This is a genomic window from Ruminiclostridium josui JCM 17888, from assembly GCF_000526495.1.
Taxonomy (GTDB): domain Bacteria; phylum Bacillota; class Clostridia; order Acetivibrionales; family DSM-1351; genus Ruminiclostridium; species Ruminiclostridium josui.
Genome location: NZ_JAGE01000001.1, coordinates 1,346,767 through 1,371,057 on the forward strand (window position 1 = coordinate 1,346,767; position 24,291 = coordinate 1,371,057).

Sequence of the window (24,291 nt, forward strand, 5' to 3'; positions counted from 1 at the left end):
AGTCAGTAAGGATAAACAAATACTATGAATAAAAAAACTGCTGTAATATTATTGATATTGGGATTGCTGGCAGGAGTGTGCGGAGCTTTTGCACCGACCTTTCTGCTGGTTGCATTTATTGCAGGCGTAATATTTACTGCCGCAATGATGTTTGATTATTCAAAATTTCTATATGTTCTGGGGTTTTATGTGTTGATTGACTACGTATTAAGGTATGTCATATCAAGTGCTTTGCTTGCAAGTTTCTGGGATGAACTGCTTTTTGTATTTGCACTGTGTTTGTGGCTATACAAATGGGTGGTTTATCGTAAACTAGACGGTTATGTTGCGACACCGTTAGATATACCTCTTGTATTCTTTGTGGTAATCTCAATATGTTTGCTTCTGGTTAATGCGCCTATAATGGCAATAGGTATTGCTGGTTTCAGACAGGTTGTGCAGCAGATGCTGTGGTACTTCGTCGTTGCACAGCTTGTAACATCTAGCAAAAACATAAGATGGTTCCTGTATATTATGGTATTTATCGGAGGCGTTCTGGGGCTTCATGGAATCTACCAATATATTACCCATGCAGAAATGCCGTCCTACTGGGTTGACAGGCTTGAATCCGGAATAAAAACAAGAGTTTTCTCAATAATAGGAAGCCCCAATATTTTGGGAAGCCTTATGGTATTGCTGATACCTGTGGCAATTTCCTTTGTTTTCAGTGAAAGGAAAATATTCAAGAAAATTCTATTCGCCGGAATAACTCTTGCAATGACTGCAACTCTTATATTTACATCCTCAAGGTCTGCATGGATAGGCTTTGTGGTAGCTATGGGCGTGTATTTCTGGCTCAAAGATAAGAGACTCATTTTATTGCTTGTTTTGATGGTTGCTGCCGCATATTTTGCAGTACCAACTATTGCACACAGAGTAAATTATCTATTAAGTCCTCAATACATGATAAGCAGTGCCGCTGGAGGAAGAATTGCAAGATGGACCATAGGTATTGCGGCGCTTAAGCAGCATCCTTGGTTCGGCCTTGGACTTGGACAATTTGGTGGCGCAGTTGCTCAGAATTTTAAAATACCAGGTGCATTCTACGTTGACAGTTATTTCTTAAAGATTGCTGTTGAAATGGGGCTTGTAGGCCTTACATCATTCTGTATTCTAATATATAATACTCTGGCATGGGGAATTCGTGCGGTTAAGAGAACAGTAGACCGCCAAAGCCTTAGCATGGCACAGGGTGTGTTTGCAGGAATGGTTGGCGTTGTGGTTCCTAACTTTGTTGAAAATGTATTTGAGGTTCCAATGATGACCGCTTATTTCTGGATGTTTGCAGCTGTCCTTATAGCCCTTGGCTTCACTATTCCTAATCAAGGACTGAAGCGACTCAATGTGGGAAGTATTAGATAGCTGAAGCTTGGGAAGATATTATAAAAGCCGTTTACCTCATTTGAAGTGAACGGCTTTTATTTGTGCAAGGTGTTTTAATAGCAAAAAAATAATGCTGAAAATATATCCATAGTGCAAGGGATACATTTCCGCATGAGTAGTATTCATTTTTTAAATCTTATATCTCATATCGCTTTCCCGCTTCAAGAAAGCCTGTCCCAAAAACTATCAGCAGCGGAATAACAGGCATATGGTATCTGGACTGAACCTCCAGAAAAGTGTATGAAAGCAGTAATCCTCCAAATATCATTAAAACTATAAGGGAATCATAGCGCTTCTCTTTTAGAGTATAAAAGCAAGTACATACAGCCATAAGAATAACCAAGATGTAAAATAGTTGGGATACTGCATAGAATGTTCTCGGGTGAGACTTCACAGTATTTTCCGCTTTGGAATCCTTTGATGAAATAGTGCTCCAATAATAACCGTAATTTTCATTTCCCCATTGTATTTCAAATTTTCTAAGTGCAAGTTTTGCAAAACCAACAGGATCATTTTTAATTCTGTTAAAGGCTATGTCCTTGGCTTCTTTCTGAACTTTTTCAAAATCAAAATTATTTTTCTCGATTAATGAAAAATCTTCATTGTTAAACATTCCATTAGCTTTGCTGTTTGTTCCAATCATAAGGTTAAAGCCTGAATCAGATTTTGTAATGTCAACACCTGTTGCCTTTTGTATTGGTAAATTTATTAGGTTAATAACTGCAAAATACACAGCTATAAAAAGCAATATTGATTTAAAACTCAATACTAAACTGGTAAAGTTATCAGCCCTGTAACGTTTGTACAGAAGTATGAACACTGCAAAAACAGGCAGCATAATCATTGCCATAGGTCTGATGAGCTGAGCTAAAGCCGTAACTAATCCTGCTCCAATAAGCACAATGTTGCCATTCCAAAACTCATGATTTTTGTAAGTATATTTCTTAATAAAATAAAGTGTCAGCAAAACTGCTCCTGTAAAAAACACCAAAAATACATGTTCTGAGGCAATAACAGAGGTATACATAATTTGTGCCGGCCACAAAGCACATAGCAATGAAGCCACTCTTCCTGCCCTTTCACCGTATAGCATTTTACCTCCGGCATAAATAATAAATACAAGTGCCAATGAAAGTAGCATGTTAAAGATTTTTATTGTCCATAAACCCGAACCGAAAATTGAAAAAAGTCCTGCCAATGTCATTCCAAAACCTATTTTAAAGGGAAATACTGCATAAAAATCTACAAATCCTTTGAAATCCCCTTGGCTTGCATTAACACCATAGTTGTACAAATGCAAAAAGTCTGAAAAAGGCTGAGTCTGAATATACCAATTCCATATTAAACGTGGTATCAAAACAGCCAAAACCAGCAATGTTACGAAAACTGCCTTATTTATCTTTATCAGAATATTAAACTTATATATTGCAAGTAAACCCGCACCGGCTCCAATAAAGTATATAATTCCAGCAAAGAAAGGTAATTTCAGCGCTGAAGGCCCTGATTTAAAAGCAGCAATCAAAGCAACTGATGTTAGAAGTACAATAGCACCAAATACTATAATATAAAATATAATGTCCTTGATTCTTGTTTTTTTCAAATCATCACTCCTCTTATTAAAATATTCCAAATGAAGAATACAATTAATTTTAACATAACCAGGTAAATAATACCTTATAAATTGATTTTAAAATACTCATATGGTAAGCTAAAAATTATTATTTTTCCTTTGAGAGGTAAACTTATGCGTACACAAAATATATACAAGAATTATGAACCTGCCGTTACCGATACTAACAAGGATTTCAAATGCGGTTATTGGTTTGTTTATTCCTCAAATAAACTGTTGATTATAAATGAAGAGAATGGAGGAAAAATTCCTCTTTACAGCCAATTAGAAGAACTTAGGCAAATATTAACTACACCCTTGTATCTGGGGAAATTTTATGGTCAACCTGCATATTGCATTGGAGTTTCCGACAACATAAAAGTACCAACTGGAATGTCTTTTGTAGATTTGAGGTCAACCTTCGGAGTACTTGATGAAGATTCTTTTTTACTGGCAAGTAAGGCTGTGCAGATAGTTGTTTGGGAGCAAACCCACCGTTTTTGTGGAAAATGCGGTTCTTTAACCCAAGAGCTCTACGGCGAACGTGCAAAGGTTTGTCCTGAATGTGGGTTTATAAGCTATCCTAGAATATGTCCCGCTGTAATTACCGCTGTTTTTAAAGAAAACAAGATACTCTTAGCCCATGCTCGCTCCTTTAAAGGTGACATGCACAGTCTGATAGCTGGTTTTGTTGAGGCTGGTGAAACGTTAGAAGAAGCTGTTGAAAGAGAGATAATGGAGGAAATCGGTATAAAGGTAAAAAATATAGCGTATTGGGGCAGTCAGCCGTGGCCTTACCCAAACTCACTAATGCTTGGTTTTACAGCAGAATATGAAAGTGGAGAAATAAATGTAGACGGAATTGAAATATCCCATGCTGACTGGTATGACGTTGAAAATTTACCCGAACTGCCTTCAAAAGTCAGTATTGCTAGAAAGATAATAGACTGGTATTCACAAGGACGTCCCTAAAACTAAATTAATATGTACTAAAAAATGGGCTGTCGCAAACTAATTCTTACCATTCTTAACCTGTACGTGAGAGTATAATTTGCATCAATGGAAGCTTGAAAGCAATCATTGATGCATCTTTATACGGAAGTATCAGTGTTAAAACAGTAAGTATTTCTGTTTTGCAACAGCCCATTTATGATTTTATTGAATTTCTATTCTATTATTAACCTTTTTGGTTTCACTCTTTGGAAGAACAATTGTGAGAATTCCATTTTCATACTTTGCAGAAACATCCTCATTTTTAACATTTTCAACATAGAAGCTTCTGCTGAAAGAACCGTATCTTCTTTCCTTTCTTATATAATTGTCTCGCTCTTCCTTTGTCTCCTGGTTCTGCTCAACTGCAATAGTAAGTGTATCATCTCGCAAATCCAGCTTGATATCTTCTTTTGCAACACCAGGAATTTCCGCTTCTACGATAAATTCCTTTTCATTTTCCTTGATGTCTGCTCTTATAGGGTTTACACCTGTAAATCCAAAAAAAGAATCATTGAAAAAACTATTGAACATATTTTCAATATCAAAAATACTTCCTCTCTCCTGCATTCTGTTGTTTCTGAATGGTACTATTCCAAACATAAAAACACCTCCAAATAATTTATATTTTATTTAATTTGATTTTGACTTTCTTTGACCTTATGATTTTATTCTACTCTCATCCCATTAATCTTTCAATATTATATTTTGACTTTCTCTGACCTTAGTGTATTGCAAAATTTGATTAAGCTTAAATATATTAAAAATACTTATTCTTTCTTAAAATTTCTCACTTTTTTATTTTTAATCCCTAACAACTGCAACACTTCATGCCAGTCTATAACTCCAACTAAAGCCATTAAGAAAATAGCTATTATAATATATGCACATACAGCGAATAATGTTTGCCATGCTGCTGAAAGGTTCATAAAATTGAAAAAGCTATATATGTATTTGCTTGATAAAACAAGGACTACAGTTACACCTGCCGGCAGTACTACCCACCTTCTTAAATCAATCATCATTCCTGTTTTTTTGGTTATTATAATAAAATTAAGTATACAGAATACGAAATAGCTGATAATTATACCAAAAACATATGCAGGTATGCCATAAACAGGTATCAGATAAAATACACAAAGTATTCTTATAACTGAGCCGATTATTGAATTTGTAAGTAAAAGTCCTTGCTTTCCCAAACCATTCATGATTCCGGTTAGTATTTGCTGTAAGTAAATAAATATACAAGTAAAGGACAATAAAAACATTGTACTTCCAACATTCTGACCGGGGTATACCAAGTTTGATATTTTGCCTGGATAGCAGGCAAATAGCGCCATAAACACAAACCCAACAACCATAGTAATCTGAATTGATTTTGATATTCTGAAATTAACCCTGCTGTAATTCTTTAATGACATGGATTCAGAAATAGCAGGAACAAGTGTTGTTGCTAGAGATGTTGTTACCAACGCTGGAAAAAATATCAGGGGCATTGCCATACCTGTCAATTTTCCATATTCTTCCATGCACTGTATATAATTCAGCCCCCCTACAAGAAGTCTTCTTGGAATCAGAATTACTTCTATGGCCTGCATAACAGACATTATAAAACGGTTAAAGGAAATTGGCACCGCACAATTCAGAATTGATTTTACCAGTTCTCTCTTTCTGGTACGGCCTTTAGTATTTTTTATAGCAGTATGGGGGTATTTCTTATATCTGTAGTAAATCGCAAGAACAAACAAATTGGACATTTCCCCCAATGCCATGCCCAACGTAGCCAAAGCGCATGCATATTCAAGTCCTGCTTTTAGAAACTGTGAAGCGAATATCAGCACTATAGCTATTTTAACAAGCTGTTCAACAATCTGTGATACGGCTGTAGGCGTAACTTCCTGAATTCCATAAAAATAGCCTTTATAGGCTGAAGCCGCAGCAATAAAAGGTATGCACGGCAGTAATATCCACACTGAAAAATATGTGCGGCTGTCTTTTAATAAAACATCTACTATAAAATCAATATTAAAGTACAGTACTATCGATACAAAAATACCTGTAACAAATACTGCAAACAATCCTACCTTAGATATTCGTTTTATGTTAACAGCATTTCCTTTTGCAAGTTCCTCCGCAACCATTTTTGAAACTGCAATGGAAACACCTGAAGTTAGTGTCAGAATTATCAAAGTGTAAAGTGGTACAATAAGCTGATAAACTCCCATGCCCTCTGCGCCAATAAGGTTTGACAGATATATTCTGTAAACAAAACCGATTAATCTTGTCACCAAGCCTGCGGCCATCAAAATTATTGCACCTGTTATAAACGTTTTTTTAGTCATGTGTACCTCAGTTTTTTTAATCTTAAACTATAATATTGATGTTGTTAACCTTTTATGACTCTAGGTTTCAAGGCTCATGGCATATATTACAGGTTGATACTCTAGAGCATGTCATTTATAATAGCCTCATCAGCTGCTAACACACCAGCCAATTGCTGTAAGCAGTCTACAGTTTATATAAGCATGCAGGCCTTTGGCCTAAAACTTAATCCAGTGAACACTTTGTTCGTCACTAAAAAGATCAAGTTTTTTGAACATTTATTAATTTTCACAACGGTCATTTAGATATAGAGAAAGACGATGACAGGGATAAAAAATAACCCCTTTGTTCATTTGCCTTATTTTTTTATGCCTTTGAACAAGGGCAACAGGAGGTCAAATATGATTAATCTTAACAAGAGGTTTGCATCTGGCATTATTGCTTTGTCTTTATGTGCAGTTTCAGCTCTACCTATTTACAATCTTGCAGCAGTAAAAAGTGAGAAAATTGTTTTTCCGGAAACAGAGTCATACATGTCTGATACAGAAAATGCAGTAAGTGCAGAACGTAAAATATTATATAGTAATTTAAACTATTTAGCAGCAAAAGAAACTACAACAGAACCTACCAAAGCAGTAATTAAACCCGCACCGGCAAAAAAAACTGTAAGTCCTGCAAAAAAAGCAACTACAAGTAAGACAAAAACATCAGCTCCAAGTACGGCTAAAAAAACAACCACAGTAAAGAAAGCAACCACAGTGAAAAAAACAACTGTGTCAAAAACCACCAAAAAAACTACCACTAAACCAACCACAAGCAGAAGCAATACAAGTACAGCTCCTGCAGCAAATTCAAAGGCATCTGCAATAATATCTACTGCAAAAAAATATATAGGTGTACCCTATGTATGGGGTGGTACAACTCCAAGTGGCTTTGACTGTTCCGGTTTTATTCAGTACGTTTTTGCAAAACACGGAATTAATCTTCCCAGAACATCCGCAGAGCAATACAATGTTGGTTCATCTGTTTCAAAGGCAAATCTTAAAGCCGGAGACTTAGTTTTCTTTACAACATATAAGGCAGGTCCGTCCCATTTGGGTATTTATCTGGGTAATGGAAGTTTTATTCATGCAAGTTCTTCAAAAGGAGTTGTTATCACCAGCCTTAGCAACAGCTACTTTTCTCAAAGATATATAGGTGCAAAAAGAGTACTTTAAAAACCTAATTTTTGTTACGCAAATTTTACAAAAAGGTTGCAGAAAACTGCAACCTTTTTTGTTGTTCTTATGGTAGAATGATAGTATGTCGCTTTTTAACGGAGGATGAAAATAGCATATGAAAATGGATAAATTGATTGAAAAAATAAGTCGTCGCCTTAGTCATAAAAATCTCATAACCCTGATAGTTATCCTTTCAGTAGCTATTATTGCTTTTTTGGGGCTTATTTTCAGAAATGATATTATTTTCCCCCTCAGTAATCTTGTATCTCTCGGCGAAGATTCCAATGCTGCTTCACTACCTCCTTTAGTTGTAATAGACCCCGGACATGGAGGAAGCGAACCTGGAGCAGTCAGCGGTTCAATCCATGAAAAAGAAATTACTCTTGCTATTTCATTGGAAGTTGAAAAACTACTTAATGAAAAACATATTGATAATATACTTACCAGAAGGGATGATACTGCTGTAAGTCTAGAAGATAGAGTAAAACTTGCCAACGAAAAAAAGTGCTCACTGTTTATAAGTATACATAATAATTCCTTTACTGACCCGGCTTCCCACGGGATACTTACAACTTATAACCCATACTCAGATACAGGTGAGCGTAATGCTGAAATTATGCAATCAAAACTCAAAACTCTTGGCATGTTTAATAGAAAAATTGTTCCACGCCCAAATCTGTATGTTTTGCGTCACACAGAAATGCCATCACTCTTATTGGAAATAGGCTTTATCTCCAATAAAAATGATTTAAAGCTATTAACCTCTTCCGATTTCCAGAAGAAATGCGCTGTACAAATAGTAAATGGTATAGAAGAAATACTTGAGGCAAATGCTATTGCCTCATAAGAAAATTCTTCAGAAGAATGATAATTTCTTCTTTATCTGTCATTTGGAATATTTTTTGTTTTGTATAAGCCGCGTCCCTCATACCTTTTATATACCAGGCTATGTGTGAACGCATTTCAAGTATACCAGTTCTTTCGCCTTTCAAGTCAATAAGCATATTCATATGCCTTATAATTGTATCTATTTTCTCTTGGGGCGAAGGGTCAGGAACTATTAATCCATCTTCCAAAAACCTGATTATTTTTTTAAATATCCATGGATTTCCCTGTGCTCCCCTTCCAACCATTATTGCATCGCACCGCGTTTCTTCAAAAAGCTTTTGAGCTTCTTTGGGACCGGTTACATCACCGTTTCCTATTACAGGTATCGAAACAGCCTCTTTTACTTGTCTTATTATGCTCCAGTCAGCTTTTCCACTGTAGTACTGCTCTCTGGTTCTACCGTGAACAGCAATGGCGCTGGCACCGTTTTCTTCGGCAATACGTGCTATTTCAACAGCATTAATAAGGCTGTCATCCCAACCTTTTCTAATCTTAATGGTAACAGGTTTTTTAGAAGCAGATACAACCGCTCTGATTATTTCTCCAATCAGTTTGGGATTTTTCATCAACGCACTGCCCTCGCCGTTTTTAGTTATTTTTGGCGCAGGACAGCCCATATTTATATCAATTATTGCTGCATCAGAGGTGTTCAGCTTATCCGCAACCTCTGCCATGATTTCAGGATCAGAACCGAAAATCTGAACAGCCCCAGGCTTTTCTATATCATGCATCAGAGTAAGTTTATTGCTTTTATCATCATCGTAGTGCATACCTTTTGCACTTACCATCTCAGTATATACAAGTCCGCATCCCTGTTCCTTGCAAAGAATACGAAAAGGCATGTCCGTTACTCCCGCCATAGGAGCTAAAAATATATTGTTTTCTAATTCAACATTACCTATTTTCAAAAGTAGTAGCCCTCATTCAATTTATTATTTATATGAATATTATTTTTTGCAATCGCAATGATATTATAGCAATTTATGTGCATCGGGTCAAAATCGATGAATTAGAGCTGCAAACTTTTTGTATTTATCTATACTCATCAGAATCAAATGTTTCTATTAATAGGCATTAGGTACAAAATTTTACAACACAAGTGCAAAAATTTACAAAAATAATAGCTATAAATAGCAAAATTGCACAATTTTGCGGTAAAATATAGAAATATATTGTATATATTTACAAAGTAAAATATAATAAAAATACAATATATTACGGAATTAGTACAAAATTTTACAAGCTTGTTTATGCCAGGGAACATAATATATCCGAAACAATACAGATATTATTTACAAGAATGTCTGTTTTGTTAATAAATAATTTAAAGGAGAGGAAAAAATGTTTAACAAAGCAAAAGGCAAGTTCAAAAAACTCGCAATAACTGCAGTGGCAATAGCATCGCTATTAGTTCCATCTGTAGCCTTTGCAGGACAAACCATCACTTCAAATCAAACTGGCTATGAAGATAATTTCTTCTGGTCATTCTGGACTGATGGTGGCGGGTATGCTTCCATGACTTTAAACGGTGGTGGTAGCTACAGCACTAGTTGGAGTAATTGCGGTAATTTTACTGCAGGTAAAGGTTGGAGAACAGGATCAGACAGAGTAATCAACTTCTCAGGTACTTTTAATGGTGGTAACAATGGATATTTAGCCATTTACGGATGGACTCAGAATCCTCTTGTTGAATACTACATAATTGAAAACTATGGTGCTTGGACTCCTCCGGGAGCACAATCTGTTGGAACTTTCAACTCCGATGGAGGAACATACAACTTATATCGTACAACAAGATATAACCAACCTTCAATCGTTGGTACTGCAACTTTCGATCAGTACTGGAGCGTACGTACTACAAAGAGATCTAGCGGAAGCGTAACTACTGCAAACCACTTCAATGCTTGGAAGAGCAAAGGATGGAACATGGGTAGCCATGATTACCAGATAGTTGAAACTGAAGGTTACCAGAGCAGCGGTAACTCCAACATAACAGTAAGCGAAGGCAGCAACAATGGTGGAAACAATGGCGGTAATACTGGTGGAAACAACGGTGGAAACAACGGTGGAAACACTGGTGGTAACAACGGTGGAGACACTAGCGCTATTAATCTCAATTCATGGCAGTGCAACAATCGCAGCAGCAATCTGAATGTATGGACAGGTGCTGTAGGTGGTTGGAATGTAGGAGATTGGATTGAATTCAACAACGTTGATCTTACAGGTAAAACTTACTTGAACTTCAATCTTGCATCCGGACAAAACGGTAGCTACAAAGTAGTTATTGACAATTACTATGGTACACAAATTGGTACACTGAATTTCACATCAACTGGCGGTTGGGATACTTATAATAACCAAAGCTGCAACATAAGCAGTGTAAGCGGAAGCCATAATGTATATATCATATGTACTAGTGGTGCGGCAAACATCGGTACTTTGACATTTGGTGGTTCAGGCTCAACAGGTGGAAATAACGGCGGTAATACTGGTGGAAACACTGGCGGAAATACTGGTGCAAACGGCAATGTTTACCTTTGCTTTGATGATGGCCCAAATAACGGTAACTCATCTACTCTTATAAATGCTCTGAAATCTGCAGGAGTAAACAAAGCTACTTTCTTCGTCTGGGGTAACAGAATCAGCAGTAACTCAAATGCTTGGAATGCTTATGTAAATTCAGGATTCAGTCTGCAAAATCATAGCTGGACTCACTCTCACATGACAAGCTGGAGCTACCAACAGGTTTATAATGATTTACAGCAATGTAATCAAGCTATCATTAGCGCTGGAAAACCTGCTCCTACCAAGGTTAGATTGCCTTATCTCGAGAGCAACGGTACTATACAGCAAGCTTGTTCAGCACTAGGTTTACAAATAGTATCACCTAATGTTGACACTCAGGACTGGAACGGAGCAAGCACACAAGCAATCATTAACGCTTGCAATAACTTGAATGCTAATGGCAATGCATTGATGCATGATGCTTATGCAACAACTAATGCAGCTATTCCTACTATCGTTCAGAATCTCAAAAACCGCGGACTTGGTTTCGCACAATACTAAAAAATAGAATAGTCTCAAAAGTCGCCTGTTTATTACGGGCGGCTTTTGTATTGACTATGTGGATTTCCCGTTTTCAGTTGAAATTCTTTTTTCACAAATTTCCTTTAAGCAATAATTTGTTTTAGCAGCCACTTTATTTTCTAGAATGCAGATTTGTCCACATAATAAAAAAATAGCTGAATATAAATAAGGAGGAGAAAAACATGAAGAAGGTTAACCGAACCTTACTTAAGTCTTTTCTAGCGCTCATAGCTTTGTTATTGATTGTGTCTATCATATTATTTATTCCCCAAAAAGTATCATCTAAACCATGGGCACAAACCAATGGACCATATGGTGGTTATATCCATTGTTTTGCAATAGAGGATAAAGATATTTTTGTGGGTACAGAAGGAAGCGGCGTTTTTCACTCAACAGACAATGGCAAAAGTTGGAGCGAGATTAACTCCGGATTAACAAGTAAGAATGTATATTCATTAGCTATTAGCGGCAAAAAGATTTTTGCTGGAACCAACGGCGGTGTTTATACCTCCGACAATAACGGCGTAAGCTGGAATCTAATCGATTCGGACTTAAAAAATACTATTGTCCTCTCTCTTGCTGCCAGTGGTACTAATATTTTTGCCGGAACCAGCAGTGGCGTTTTTCTTTCTACAGACAATGGCGCAAACTGGAAGGCAGTAAATTCAGGTTTGACATTCCTTAGTGTCAATTCTTTGGCTATAAAGGACAATAATATCTTTGCTGGAACTGAGGACGGCGGCATTTTTCTTTCCACTAATAACGGTGAAAGTTGGAGTCCGGTTAATTCAGGTCTGACGACCACACAAATTAATTCCCTTCTCGTAAGTGGTACAACAATCTTTGCAGGAACTTATGGCGGAGGAGTTTTTGTTTCCACCAATAATGGTGCAAGTTGGGATGCAGTTAATACCGGTTTGACAAATAAAAATATCTACTCTCTTGTATGCAGTGGTTCAAATATTTTTGCTGGTACTGATGACGGCATTTATTTTTCTACTGACAATGGTGCAAACTGGATAGCAGTTTCCTCTGGTTTAACAAATAAATATGTTTTTTCGCTTGCCGCCAATGGCAATAATATCTTCGCTGGAACCAATGGTGGAGGAATATTCCTTTCTACTGATAACGGTGCGAGTTGGAAAGGCGTAAATTCAGGTTTGACAAATACCCATGTTGGCTCTATAACCAAGAGTGGTTCCTTCATTTATGCCGGAACTAATGGAGCTGGAGTATTTCTCTCTGATGATAATGGTGAAAACTGGAAAGAAATTAATTCAGGTTTAACTAATCCTTATGTTTTCTCTCTTGCTGTTATGGGCAATAATATCTTTGCCGGAACTAACGGAGGGGGCGTTTTCCTCTCAACTGACAATGGGACAACCTGGAAAGAATCCAATTCAGGTTTGAGTAACAAATATGTCTACTCACTTGCAGTTAGTGGTTCCAATATCTTTGCTGGAACCTTGGGTGGTGGTGTTTTTCTTTCTACCGACAACGGCACAAGCTGGAATCCGGTTAATTCAGGGCTTCCAAATCCTAATATTGGGTCTCTTGCTGTTATCGATAAAAATATCTTTGCCGGGACTTTTGGTAATGGTGTTTTTCTTTCTAATGACAACGGAGCAAGCTGGAAAGAGATCAATTTGGGTTTGACAAGTACTCAGATATTTTCACTTGCTGCCAGCGGCACAAAACTCTATGCAGGAACTCCCGAAGATGGTGTTTTTCTCTCTACAGATAACGGAACAAGCTGGAACATGATTAATTCAGGTCTGACAAACACAAAAATAGATACTCTTTCAGCAAGTGGTGAAACTGTCTTCGCAGGAACTTATGGCGGCGGGGTTTTTACATCTACAGATAGCGGTAAAAACTGGAAAGAAAAGAATTCAGGGTTGGAAAATATTGATGTCTATTCTTTTTGTATAAGCGATTCTAATATCTTTGCCGGAACTAATGGTAAGGGTATTTGGGTAAGATAGGTAACCTAAAAAAGTTCACCTGTTATGTGAATAACAATTTTTACAACATAAGTACAAAATATTCCAGTATAAATAAATATCCATAGTAAATATGTATAATTTTTTTGTAATTTATATAAATATCTTGTATAAATTACCAAAACAGAGTATAATATAGATACAATATATTACTACTTTGTGCAATATTCTACAACACTAAATAAATATTCAACTTGAATTTATTTGAAACAATGCAGATATTTATAAAAATGTCTGTTTTGTTAATAAATAATTTAAAGGAGAGGAAAAAAATGTTTAACAAAGCAAAAGGCAAGTTCAAAAAACTCGCAATAACTGCAGTGGCAATAGCATCGCTATTAGTTCCATCTGTAGCTTTTGCAGGACAAACCATCACTTCAAATCAAACTGGCTATGAAGATAATTTCTTCTGGTCATTCTGGACTGATGGTGGCGGGTATGCTTCCATGACTTTAAACGGTGGTGGTAGCTACAGCACTAGTTGGAGTAATTGCGGTAATTTTACTGCAGGTAAAGGTTGGAGAACAGGATCAGACAGAGTAATCAACTTCTCAGGTACTTTTAATGGTGGTAACAATGGATATTTAGCCATTTACGGATGGACTCAGAATCCTCTTGTTGAATACTACATAATTGAAAACTATGGTGCTTGGACTCCTCCGGGAGCACAATCTGTTGGAACTTTCAACTCCGATGGAGGAACATACAACTTATATCGTACAACAAGATATAACCAACCTTCAATCGTTGGTACTGCAACTTTCGATCAGTACTGGAGCGTACGTACTACAAAGAGATCTAGCGGAAGCGTAACTACTGCAAACCACTTCAATGCTTGGAAGAGCAAAGGATGGAACATGGGTAGCCATGATTACCAGATAGTTGAAACTGAAGGTTACCAGAGCAGCGGTAACTCCAACATAACAGTAAGCGAAGGCAGCAACAATGGTGGAAACAATGGCGGTAACAACGGTGGAAACAACGGTGGTAACAATGGTGGAAACAACGGTGGTAACACTGGAAGTAGTATCAATCTCAACTCATGGCAGTGCAACAATCGCAGCAGCAATCTGAATGTATGGACAGGTGCTGTAGGCGGTTGGAATGTAGGAGATTGGATTCAATTCAACAATGTTGATCTTACAGGTAAAACTTACTTGAACTTCAATCTTGCATCTGCACAAAACGGTAGCTACAAAGTAGTTATTGACAATTACTATGGTACACAAATTGGTACACTGAATTTCACATCAACTGGTGGTTGGGATACTTATAAGAACCAAAGTTGTAGCATAAGCGGTGTAAGCGGAAGTCATACTGTATATATCATATGTACTAGTGGTGCGGCAAACATTGGTACTTTGACATTTGGAAGTTAAGTCTCCTAGTAACATACAAAAGTCGCCTGTTCTTATACAGGCGACTTTTGTATTGATAATGATGAATTTTAAAATTTACGCATGAACCAATAAAAATTACGCAGTCACCTATTAATCTTACGCAGAATTACACAGACAACCCTTAAAATTACACAAAAAACATTAAAACACAGTCCCCTCATATAAAAGCCTTGTATATGTGAATTTGATGTAAAAGTGGGTATATTGGTACAGGAATTAACTTACTTTGATTTAAAAATTATTGCCATTTTAAAAAGTATAAATTTGAAGATTAAAAATCCAATCATGCAACCTATAAAATTTAACATTGCAATATCAACGTTGACAAGCCCTACTGGAAAAATCGCCCTAATTAATTGGACAGCTAATATGGAGGCGATGTAACATTTAATAATCAATGAATTATTAAAATATCTGTTAATTCCAAATGGTATTAGAGCACCTAGTGGAACAAATAATAAAATATAAAGAAACCAGAAAACATATGGAGAGTTTCTTGTAAACATAAGAGGTAAGGTTTTAAAAGGTATCAGTTTAATAGAATGAGTGTATCCAAAAGACCGAATAGTCCTTGCAGCATCCCCTTCATTTGTAGCAGGATTAAGAAAGCAAATAGCAATTAATGCTATACTTAAAAATAAAAGTATCACCATTATTTTTCTAAAAGTGTTATTAATACAAAAATTCTTTCTCAAATTTTGCTCTATATTATTTCCAAATTGTGTAAATGCTTTTACTGAAGCATCATTTTGATTAAGTCCATTTTGTATATATTCATCTTGTAAATTATTCAAATGGTCAACATATTGTGCTTTGAGTTCCTGTCTTGTCTTTCTGTCAAAGTCTAAATTACCTACTAATCTAGAGGCACGTTTTTCAATATTATTCATTGTATCCATCTCCCTTTTTAGCTAAAAATTTATTTATTAAAATGTTGATTGCTTGCCAACTATCTAGCTTCGATTCGAGTTCAACCTGACCTTTATTAGTTATCTTATAATATTTTCTATTCATATTTTTCTGAAGTATTTTTTCCCAATATGAACTTATAAAACCTTTGTCTTCAAGTCTCTTGAGTGCTAGGTACATGGTACCTTCTCCAAGCTCATAATATTCCCCCGTAGTACTTTTTATCTCTTTTCCAAGTTCATATCCATACATCGGCTTATATGATATTAAAATAAGTAAAATGATATCTATATTACCTTTTAATAATTCTTTGTCCATAAAAATCTCTTTCTATAAATATTTTTTATACTAATAGTATTACAGTATTATACTCTGTATTGCAAGGTGTTTTTGTTGAATTTTTTATAATTTGGAATAAATTGTAATGTAATTATAGAATCCGACGTTTAATATGTTACCCCGGAACAACTGCAAAATACAGGTACATTATTATTCCAATCCTTTGGTCTAGAACTAATTACCTTTGTGATAGGTCTTACTGTTTCAATACTAAGGGGTAACGTCCTTGAAACTCCTGTTTTTGCCAATTCAGCAAGGATAGTTACACAATTATGTTTAATATCAAAATCAGATACCTTTAATGTAAGAGCTTCTTTGGGTCTTATACCGCAGTCCATCATGAGTAAAATGAGGCAATGGTCTACTAAACCTGTGAAACTAGTTTTATCTGGTAATGCTAAAAGTTGTTGAAGTACATCAATAGGAATATCAATTATTTTGTCTTGAGCCTTGCGTTTAGGTAACGTTGTAACTGGATTGCTTGATATTATATCTTCTTCCTTAAGATATTCAAAGAAACATTTAAGGTATGCTCTTCTAAGATTATACGTTGCTGGCTTAATATTCTCTTCCATATATCCCAATCAGCCTTTTTGATTTGTTTGTTTTTCATACAAAATCTCCTCTGAAATATCAATTTCAAAAAGGTGAGTCCACTGTACTTTAAGCACATTTGTTACAGTCTAGTGGATTCGTTAATTTCAAAGCCACTATATCAAAAAAATAAAAAGTGCCATAACCCTTATGATTACTGACACTTTTTACTTATTCTTAAAAATTTGGCGTCCCGGACAGGAATCGAACCCGCATCAGTGGAACCGGAATCCACCGCTTTATCCATTAAACTACCGAGACATATTAATAAATACACTGATATTATAGACTATTAAAGCTTACTTTACAACTAAGAAGATTGAATTCTTTTCATCATCAGGTACTCTGCTATCCCTTTCTTATACAAATCAGGAATAACACAGACTTCTTGATACCCCATACTCTGGTATAATCGTTTAGCTCCCTTATTAAAATCTGCAACTACTAGAAATAGTTTTGAATACTTCTTGGCGTTTGTGTCTTCAAAGTATTGTAATAACTTTTTCCCTATTCCATGATTTCGATACTCCTCTTTTACTGCTATTAAATGTAAGTAAGGAAAGCTGTGGAAAGCACCATTTTTAACAACCCAAATAAAACCAACACATAGGTCTTCATTAGTAACAGCTACAAAAATCTCTCCCTTTGAAATCCCTTCATTTATTGCCTTAGCAGCCGAGTTTTCTTCAGAAAAGTGTAATCTTCCTAATTCTGATTTCTGCAAAGCAATAACACAATCAACGAAGTGTTTTTCCTCGGCTTTAATAATATTTACTTCCATTTAATTACCTCCATATATTTTCCCATACAAGTCACCCTTGCAATATTCGCAATAGCCATTGCCGCTGGCTTCAATAAAAGCAGTGCCAGCATAGTTCCTACAATAAGTCCACAGACAAAAAGTATTATGCAACGGCTGAAATCCAATTCTGTACATTCCCCTTTGATAACATCATCTGTCTTCATTGATATGTAAGGGTCAATAAACAAAAACATAAGTATAGTTGCAATGCCGTTTATAGCTGATGACAAGGTACTGCAGGTCGTCCTAAACTCAGGATACAGACATCCTGCATACAATGATGCAAGTATTCTACGCTCCTTTATCTAATACCTTCTATAAAAGTTAATATATTACATACACAAAACATAAAACCCCTCCATGCACTTATGCACAGACGGATTTTTCAAATAAACGGTCTTGTCTATAATCTCAATATAACTTGTGAAAGCAAATATTGTATAGCAGAACTGATGAGTGCATTCCAGAAAAATACAAGAACAAAGACCAGTCCTCTTACATTGTTAGATAACCTAAACAGCACACAAAGTCCTCTGGTAATTGCACCGTTAAACCAGAAATATGATAATATTGCCATAACTGTTGTTATAAACAATAAAATCAACGAGTCAGTGGAAAACGTCCACCTGCTGCTAAAGTAAATTAAAATATCCATAGGAGTTAATAGCATGTTAGCCAGGATACAAACCTTCATAACCTTTGTAATAAGACTAGAATATGTATTCACCACAGAAGCATTATATCCCTCACTCCTCTTTTTGAAGTGCTTTATAACGTCAAAAACGGGGTATGAGAAGCAAATCACATCTACAAACCCTATTATTAACGCAGTTATAAATAAAACTGCTGTCGTTTTAAAATTAAAGTCTAAATTGCTTATAAAAAAGCCCTTTTTATTTTGGGGATTGAGTATATAAAAGATAACATCCCGCAATCCTACAAAAACTATACCGATATAAAGCCACATGCTTTTATCTGTAAGCCTTGAATAAAAGTCTTTTTGCAACAAAAATAGATCAATAATTGTATTGAATTTCGATTTCATTTCTGCTCCTATCACAAAACACATTTTTCATTTTTTTATATAATATATATTATTTAACAGAGTTCAATAAATATAGCAAGCTATTTTTAAAATATTTCTAATAAAATATATGCAATTGCTGCAATACTTCCGAGAAGAGCAGAATTTATTATAAGAATCTTCATAAATCGAGATTCGTTAAGCTTTCTTTTCAATTGTTTTTTACAAGCTGGCTTTTGCCTTTCTTTTGGTACTGTTGCCAGGTTAACCTTGTTTTCCTTAACATAGTTATCTATTATTGCTTCTGCCTCCCTTAGAATAAATTTATTATTGTAAACTGAGCTTCCCTCCCTTTGCTGTTTTTTTTCATTATCGCCGCTCTGTGCATCTTGTTTCATTACCAGAATAGCCTCCTCAAACAGGTTTGAATGTATGTTTTTAAGCACAATTACCTTTTTTTCCTTACCATAAAACATAGTATCCTCCATAAAGAACATTTATGGTTAGTTTGTGAATATTTAACATAATTATTCAATGTTAATTCATTATAATGGTTTCCAAATTTTAGAGACCATAACCATCATGTCGTCTACGGGTTCTTTGTCCTTGCAGCGGCTCAATGCTTCCGCCAAAATATCATCTGCAATTTTTTGAGGATTCTTGCTTGTCATTTGGGAAATAATATTTTGAACCTCTATTATGCTATCATCGCTGTTTTTAAAGGAATCCACTATTCCATCAGACACCATTATTATATACTCTCCGCTATTTACATTTTTATGAATCAGCTCCAGTTCAACATTGCTCAATATTCCTGCCGGAAGAGAAGCAGCCCTTATTATTTCAACATAGTCATCACGTTTGATAAAGGTGGGAGCTGCCCCTACCTTCACAAATTCCACTTCTCCGTCATATAAATCCACAACAGAAATATCAATAGTAGCAAAGGTTTCATCATTTGATTTAAGAACAAGAATTGAATTTATAAGTTTTACCGTTGTGTCCTTGTCAAATCCAGATTCCATAAACTGCTCTATAAGATTAACCGTTGCCTTACTTTGGAGGTACGCTTTATGCCCTGTCCCCATTCCATCACTTAAAGCAGCAATATATTTACCGTCACCGCTATTTAGAAATGTATAATTATCTCCTGACACATGCTTTTCATCTTTTGCGACTCTGGCCACACCAGTTATTATCTTGAAGGTTTCTTCCTTTACAAGTTTTATGCTGCACATATCAGTTTTTGTATTAAGGCCACAGTCAGTTCCGTTCTTTACCATTTTGCAGCCTATGACATCGGACACAACTTTTTCTACACATCCAATGCAGCTTCTTTTTCCTCCGCAGCCTTTGTAGGATAATGATATTTCATAGTTTCCGTTTTTGTTTTCATATACAACTGCTTCTACATTTCGTAAACCTTTTTTTGTAAGGGCCAAAAGTATATTATATTCAATATCTTCTTTAAAAATAATATTGGTATTCAATTCAACTGCCAGATTAGATATAATCGTGGACATACTTCTCATTTGCTGCGAAACCAGTCCTCTGCTTTCATTAATTCTGCTCCGCCAAACCATATCAACCTTAAATAACTCATATGTGTAATTTACAGCCTTTACAAAGTCGTCTATGCGCTCACATCTGTCCAGAAAATACTGTGGAATATCCTGTTGATCTATCCAACCTTTGCAGTCGAGTTTTTCTACAATTTTAAAAAGAATTTGGTATGTATTACAGAAATTCTGCTCCCAGCAATGGCTGCAAAGGCTGCAGTCCTTACAAACTCTATCTGCAACTCTGTCAAAAATGGCAGTTATATCTTGCTTTTCGGTAATTGACCTTGTTTCGGATATTTCATCAAAGGTTTTAGCCATTTCCCTAAAAGCTTTTGAGAATTTGTTCAGCTTTTCCACGGTTATCTCTTTAATTCGTATACTGTAGCCTTTTTTATCTCCTTTGGCTGCCAGAGCTTTATTAAATTTGTTTACCACTACATCTGTTACTTTATTCGGTATTACCATAAACAAAATAATTGCCACAATTATTTCATACAGATATATAAGGACTTCCGTAGACCCGTTGGTATAAAACGTTAAAACTGCATTTCCCATCAAAACACCCATACATGAGCCAACTTTCCCCATATTTCTCAAAATTCCCGAAAGTAATCCACAAAATGCATATGATGAAACCATAATGGGTGAAGAATTCGACGAAATACTTATTACCGTTCCTACAATTACACCTATGGCTGCTCCGTTTCCAGCACCGGTTCTGTAGCTGAATACCAAAATTGTAAGAATACACAGAACGTTTCTCAGACTGACCCCAAGTACAGACCATGTGCCCAGCCCCCCAATAGAAAGAGCACAGGCTATAGCTATACTTAAGACCTCTTCATTAGTAAGAATATATCTCTTAGTTGTGCTACCTATTATATCAAGAGCATTTTTAAATACAAATACAAGTGCAAAAATCAGGAATCCGTTCAGAAGAGATTTTAAAACATCATATAAAAGAAAGTCCTGTAGCCATGTAATAACCATTTCAGGTATAAGAACACCGACAAAAGCCGTTATAGCCGTTCGCATGGGCGAGCCTGCGCTTTTTTTAAATGGAATATTCATGGCATTAAACAGCAACATGGACACTGCAGTAATATATATCTGGACTGTAGCTCCCGAAGTCAGCATACCTGCAATTATTGCGAGAGCAATTAAAACCCTGCTTAAGCTTAATCCAAGAGTAGCGGCATACAAAGCTATGCCAAATGGCATCAAACCTCCCATTAGGGATATCCTTCCCAGCAGAAATGCTGCCGGAATTACAATCAGATTTAATTTATTAGCTCTGGTCAAATAGTCAAGCAGTGCTGCCGCTTTTAAACCATCGTTTTTGTGAAATTTCTCTCTGAACTCACCTAAATTACTGTATGGAAGTGTTTCTGTTTTCATATATCTAGTGCCCCCCTGCCTTTTATCTTCTGTGTAATTGTCAACTACAGCACGCAGAATTGATTATACGGCAGGAGTATAAAAATATTTGTCACTTTTAGCGCTTAGGAAATAAGATATTTTAGACAGCTATTTTCAAAATATCTTACTTTTATAACATAAATTAAAGTATATTTTACTAAGAATAACTTTAAGTAAAATATAAATAATTTCCTTTTATGTCATTCATGTCGAAAACTTCTATCTGTTTTCTTTAATAAGTTTATGTTTAATATCCCAAAGTTTTTGAGATAAGTCTACATAATATTCATGTGGAAACTCAAAACGCTTTACTTCATCCCAAAGAGAATCAATTTGCTCCATGCAGTATTTTCTGGTTTCCTGAATGGACGGAACATTATACACTTTCTTTCCGCCTATAAATATGGGCACTAAGAGTTCCTTTGCAGTAAAATCAGTAATAGTCTTGCGCTTCCATGTAGCATCAGGATCAAAAATCTCCAAATCCTTTTTTTGGTCTATTATTTCATCGTACACGCAAAGTTGGTCTGCAATAGCTTTTCCGGTTTTGTTTTCAAACAGGCGATATACTTTTTTAAAGTGTGGATTGGTTATCTTTGTTACATTTTCACTTAATTTAATTTTAGGAATAATTTTACCCTTATCATCTTCAATGGCACACAGCTTGTATACACCGCCGAATACAGGTTCACTTTTCGAAGTAATCAGTCGTTCTCCTACTCCAAAAATATCAATACATGCCCCCTGTGAAATTAAGTCACTTATTATATATTCATCAAGGGCATTTGAAGCAACTATTTTACAATCTCTAAGGCCTGCATTGTCAAGCATTTCTCTGGCTTTCTTTGACAGATAGGTCATATCACCGCTATCCAGTCGTATTGCACATTTTGTAATTCCCCGAGGAATAAGAACTTCCTTAAATGCACGTATTGCATTTGGTACTCCGCTTTTGAGTACATTATATGTGTCAACAAGAAGTGTGACATTATTTGGATACAGTTCACAATAGGTCTTAAAGGCCTCATATTCGCTATCAAACATTTGAATCCATGAATGAGCCATGGTTCCGCCTGCGGGTACCCCGTAAATTTTGTCTGTCATAGCACACGCGGTACCTCCGCAGCCTGCAATGAAGGCAGCTCTTGCTCCAAGCACAGCACCATCTGTCCCGTGAGCCCTTCTGGAGCCAAACTCCAGAACTGTTCTGCCTCTGGCTGCCCTAACTATTCTGTTAGCCTTGGTGGCTATAAGGGATTGGTGATTAACGGAAAGGAGTGTAAAAGTCTCAATAAGCTGAGCTTCAATAACCGGCGCTTTAATAGTAATAATGGGCTCATTCGGGAAAACAGGGGTTCCTTCAGGAACCGCATATATATCTCCGGTAAACCTGAAATTTGACAGATATTCCAAAAAGTCATCTGAAAACATATTTAGATTTTTAAGATATTTTATATCATCTTTTGAAAAACGCAGATTTTTAATATATTCGATAACCTGCTCAAGACCGGCTGCAATAGCAAAACCGCCTCCATCAGGTACTTTTCGGAAGAAAACATCAAAGTATGCAACTTTGTCAATAAAGCCTTTGAGAAAATATCCGTTGCTCATAGTAAGCTCATAGAAATCGCATAAAAGAGCATATGTTTCATCAGTCATGATTGATTAATCCTCCATATTAATGATGCAAATTAGTATTTTATATATAAAAGTCTCACTATATTCAAAAATATATACCAAATATCAAAAAATTACAGGAAGACCTGAATGATTGGCTATTATTATTGTGAAAAATAGTATTATATAAATGGGTACAAAAAATCTGTTATAGGGATTGTGATATATAATGAAGAAACATATTATAGATTTCATTTTAATTAATGTAGGATTGATTCTGGTTGGTATAGGTATTTGTTTTTTCAAAGTACCAAACAATTTTGCTACAGGTGGAGTAAGCGGCCTTGCAATAATAGCCAGCAGCTTTTTCAAAGGCATAGACGTAGGCCCCATGATGCTTATAATTAATATAGTCCTTATCATTGTAGGATTCATTTTTCAAGGCTTAGATTTCGGCTCAAAAACAATGTATTCCAGCTTTGCTCTTTCAGGAATCGTATGGGCTATACAAAAAATATATCCCTTAGAGCATTCTCTCACAGACGATATGATGCTCGAACTTATCTTTTCTATTGTTTTTCCTGCCATGGGCTCTGCCATTGTTTTCAATCTCAATGCTTCTACAGGAGGAACGGACATTGTAGCAAAGATACTCAGCAAACGTACAAACCTTAATATTGGAAAAACCTTGCTACTGACTGATTTTCTCATTGCAGCTGGGGCCGGAGCAGTTTTTGGAATAAAAATAGGAATGTATTCTATTTTGGGCCTTTCCCTTAAAGCTTTTGTTATTGACCTTGTTATGGAAAGCTTTAACGTAAGCAAGCAATTTGTTATTATTAGTACTAAATCAGAAGATATAAAGAAATACATCGTAACCCAGCTCAACCGAGGAGCTACCATATATAAAGCCGAAGGCGCATTCAGCCACAAAACTGAGGAAGTAATTTCTACAGTTCTAAGTAGAAGACAAGCTATAAAGCTCCGAACGTATATACGCAGTATAGATAGCTCTGCATTTATAACCATAACCAATACTTCTGAAACCATAGGTAAAGGCTTTAGAAGTATATAAAAAGACTGC

Annotated in this window: 20 protein-coding genes, 1 tRNA gene and 1 pseudogene; 8 read left to right on the forward strand and 14 right to left on the reverse strand. The window is 35.8% G+C overall.

The window, feature by feature from the left end; genetic code table 11:
* Positions 1-24: 24 nt before the first annotated feature.
* On the forward strand, positions 25-1,401 hold the full coding sequence (locus K412_RS0106335; RefSeq protein WP_024832318.1) for an O-antigen ligase family protein: 1,377 nt from the start codon (positions 25-27) through the stop codon (positions 1,399-1,401).
* A gap of 157 nt (positions 1,402-1,558) precedes the next feature.
* Here K412_RS0106335 and K412_RS0106340 read toward each other — a convergent pair whose 3' ends face one another.
* Positions 1,559-3,022 carry an ArnT family glycosyltransferase gene (locus tag K412_RS0106340; protein WP_024832319.1) on the reverse strand — a complete coding sequence of 488 codons (1,464 nt, stop codon included), beginning with the start codon at positions 3,020-3,022 and terminating at the stop codon, positions 1,559-1,561.
* Between the two features lie 144 nt (positions 3,023-3,166).
* Here K412_RS0106340 and nudC point away from each other — a divergent pair, with 144 nt between their 5' ends.
* Positions 3,167-4,003 (forward strand): NAD(+) diphosphatase, encoded by an 837-nt coding sequence (gene nudC, locus K412_RS0106345; RefSeq protein ID WP_024832320.1) that lies wholly within the window; start codon positions 3,167-3,169, stop codon positions 4,001-4,003.
* Positions 4,004-4,186: 183 nt separating this feature from the next.
* Here the strand turns inward: nudC and K412_RS0106350 are convergent, their stop codons facing one another.
* Both K412_RS0106350 and spoVB read right to left on the reverse strand, forming a co-directional pair.
* Positions 4,187-4,624: an Hsp20/alpha crystallin family protein gene (locus K412_RS0106350; protein WP_024832321.1), complete on the reverse strand. Its 438-nt coding sequence runs from the start codon at positions 4,622-4,624 to the stop codon at positions 4,187-4,189.
* A gap of 167 nt (positions 4,625-4,791) precedes the next feature.
* Positions 4,792-6,363, reverse strand: coding sequence for a stage V sporulation protein B (gene spoVB / locus K412_RS0106355; protein WP_024832322.1), 1,572 nt, complete (start codon positions 6,361-6,363; stop codon positions 4,792-4,794).
* A 381-nt stretch (positions 6,364-6,744) separates the two neighbouring features.
* Here spoVB and K412_RS0106360 point away from each other — a divergent pair, with 381 nt between their 5' ends.
* Both K412_RS0106360 and K412_RS0106365 read left to right on the forward strand, forming a co-directional pair.
* On the forward strand, positions 6,745-7,560 hold the full coding sequence (locus K412_RS0106360) for a C40 family peptidase (RefSeq protein ID WP_024832323.1): 816 nt from the start codon (positions 6,745-6,747) through the stop codon (positions 7,558-7,560).
* Between the two features lie 118 nt (positions 7,561-7,678).
* Positions 7,679-8,410, forward strand: a complete 732-nt coding sequence (locus K412_RS0106365) for an N-acetylmuramoyl-L-alanine amidase family protein (protein ID WP_024832324.1) — start codon at positions 7,679-7,681, stop codon at positions 8,408-8,410.
* Here K412_RS0106365 and dusB read toward each other — a convergent pair.
* Positions 8,397-9,359, reverse strand: coding sequence for a tRNA dihydrouridine synthase DusB (dusB, locus tag K412_RS0106370; RefSeq protein ID WP_024832325.1), 963 nt, complete (start codon positions 9,357-9,359; stop codon positions 8,397-8,399). The two genes, K412_RS0106365 and dusB, sit on opposite strands and share 14 nt — an antisense overlap.
* Before the next feature lie 433 nt (positions 9,360-9,792).
* Here dusB and K412_RS0106375 point away from each other — a divergent pair, with 433 nt between their 5' ends.
* The 3 genes from K412_RS0106375 to K412_RS20555 all read left to right on the forward strand — a co-directional run bounded on the left by K412_RS0106375 (position 9,793) and on the right by K412_RS20555 (position 14,920).
* A complete protein-coding gene (locus K412_RS0106375; RefSeq protein WP_024832326.1) occupies positions 9,793-11,517 on the forward strand; it encodes a glycoside hydrolase family 11 protein in 1,725 nt (574 codons plus the stop codon).
* Positions 11,518-11,720: 203 nt separating this feature from the next.
* A complete protein-coding gene (locus K412_RS0106380) occupies positions 11,721-13,523 on the forward strand; it encodes a WD40/YVTN/BNR-like repeat-containing protein (protein ID WP_024832327.1) in 1,803 nt (600 codons plus the stop codon).
* Positions 13,524-13,813: 290 nt separating this feature from the next.
* Positions 13,814-14,920 carry a glycoside hydrolase family 11 protein gene (locus K412_RS20555; protein ID WP_242835559.1) on the forward strand — a complete coding sequence of 369 codons (1,107 nt, stop codon included), beginning with the start codon at positions 13,814-13,816 and terminating at the stop codon, positions 14,918-14,920.
* 242 nt (positions 14,921-15,162) lie between these two features.
* Here K412_RS20555 and K412_RS0106390 read toward each other — a convergent pair whose 3' ends face one another.
* The 10 genes and pseudogenes from K412_RS0106390 to K412_RS0106435 form a co-directional block, all read right to left on the reverse strand.
* Positions 15,163-15,831 carry a VanZ family protein gene (locus tag K412_RS0106390; protein ID WP_024832329.1) on the reverse strand — a complete coding sequence of 223 codons (669 nt, stop codon included), beginning with the start codon at positions 15,829-15,831 and terminating at the stop codon, positions 15,163-15,165.
* Complete coding sequence (locus K412_RS0106395) at positions 15,824-16,168, reverse strand: PadR family transcriptional regulator (protein WP_024832330.1); 345 nt, start codon at positions 16,166-16,168, stop codon at positions 15,824-15,826. Before K412_RS0106395 ends, K412_RS0106390 begins: the two co-directional genes overlap by 8 nt.
* A 128-nt stretch (positions 16,169-16,296) precedes the next feature.
* A complete protein-coding gene (locus tag K412_RS20560; RefSeq protein WP_081741800.1) occupies positions 16,297-16,764 on the reverse strand; it encodes a tyrosine-type recombinase/integrase in 468 nt (155 codons plus the stop codon).
* A gap of 205 nt (positions 16,765-16,969) precedes the next feature.
* A tRNA-Arg gene (locus K412_RS0106405) sits at positions 16,970-17,044 on the reverse strand.
* Positions 17,045-17,093: 49 nt separating this feature from the next.
* On the reverse strand, positions 17,094-17,564 hold the full coding sequence (locus tag K412_RS0106410) for a GNAT family N-acetyltransferase (protein ID WP_024832331.1): 471 nt from the start codon (positions 17,562-17,564) through the stop codon (positions 17,094-17,096).
* Positions 17,555-17,875 (reverse strand): annotated as a pseudogene (locus K412_RS0106415) (lipid II flippase family protein); the annotation flags it as partial. The pseudogene K412_RS0106415 and the gene K412_RS0106410, both read right to left, overlap by 10 nt.
* A gap of 113 nt (positions 17,876-17,988) precedes the next feature.
* A complete protein-coding gene (locus K412_RS0106420; RefSeq protein WP_024832333.1) occupies positions 17,989-18,630 on the reverse strand; it encodes a hypothetical protein in 642 nt (213 codons plus the stop codon).
* An 86-nt stretch (positions 18,631-18,716) separates the two neighbouring features.
* Positions 18,717-19,007 (reverse strand): hypothetical protein, encoded by a 291-nt coding sequence (locus tag K412_RS0106425; RefSeq protein ID WP_242835560.1) that lies wholly within the window; start codon positions 19,005-19,007, stop codon positions 18,717-18,719.
* A gap of 147 nt (positions 19,008-19,154) precedes the next feature.
* A complete protein-coding gene (gene spoIIE / locus K412_RS0106430) occupies positions 19,155-21,569 on the reverse strand; it encodes a stage II sporulation protein E (RefSeq protein ID WP_024832335.1) in 2,415 nt (804 codons plus the stop codon).
* Between the two features lie 240 nt (positions 21,570-21,809).
* Positions 21,810-23,249 (reverse strand): nicotinate phosphoribosyltransferase, encoded by a 1,440-nt coding sequence (locus tag K412_RS0106435; protein WP_024832336.1) that lies wholly within the window; start codon positions 23,247-23,249, stop codon positions 21,810-21,812.
* A gap of 187 nt (positions 23,250-23,436) precedes the next feature.
* Here K412_RS0106435 and K412_RS0106440 point away from each other — a divergent pair, with 187 nt between their 5' ends.
* Positions 23,437-24,282, forward strand: coding sequence for a YitT family protein (locus K412_RS0106440; RefSeq protein WP_024832337.1), 846 nt, complete (start codon positions 23,437-23,439; stop codon positions 24,280-24,282).
* The last annotated feature ends 9 nt before the right edge of the window (positions 24,283-24,291 follow it).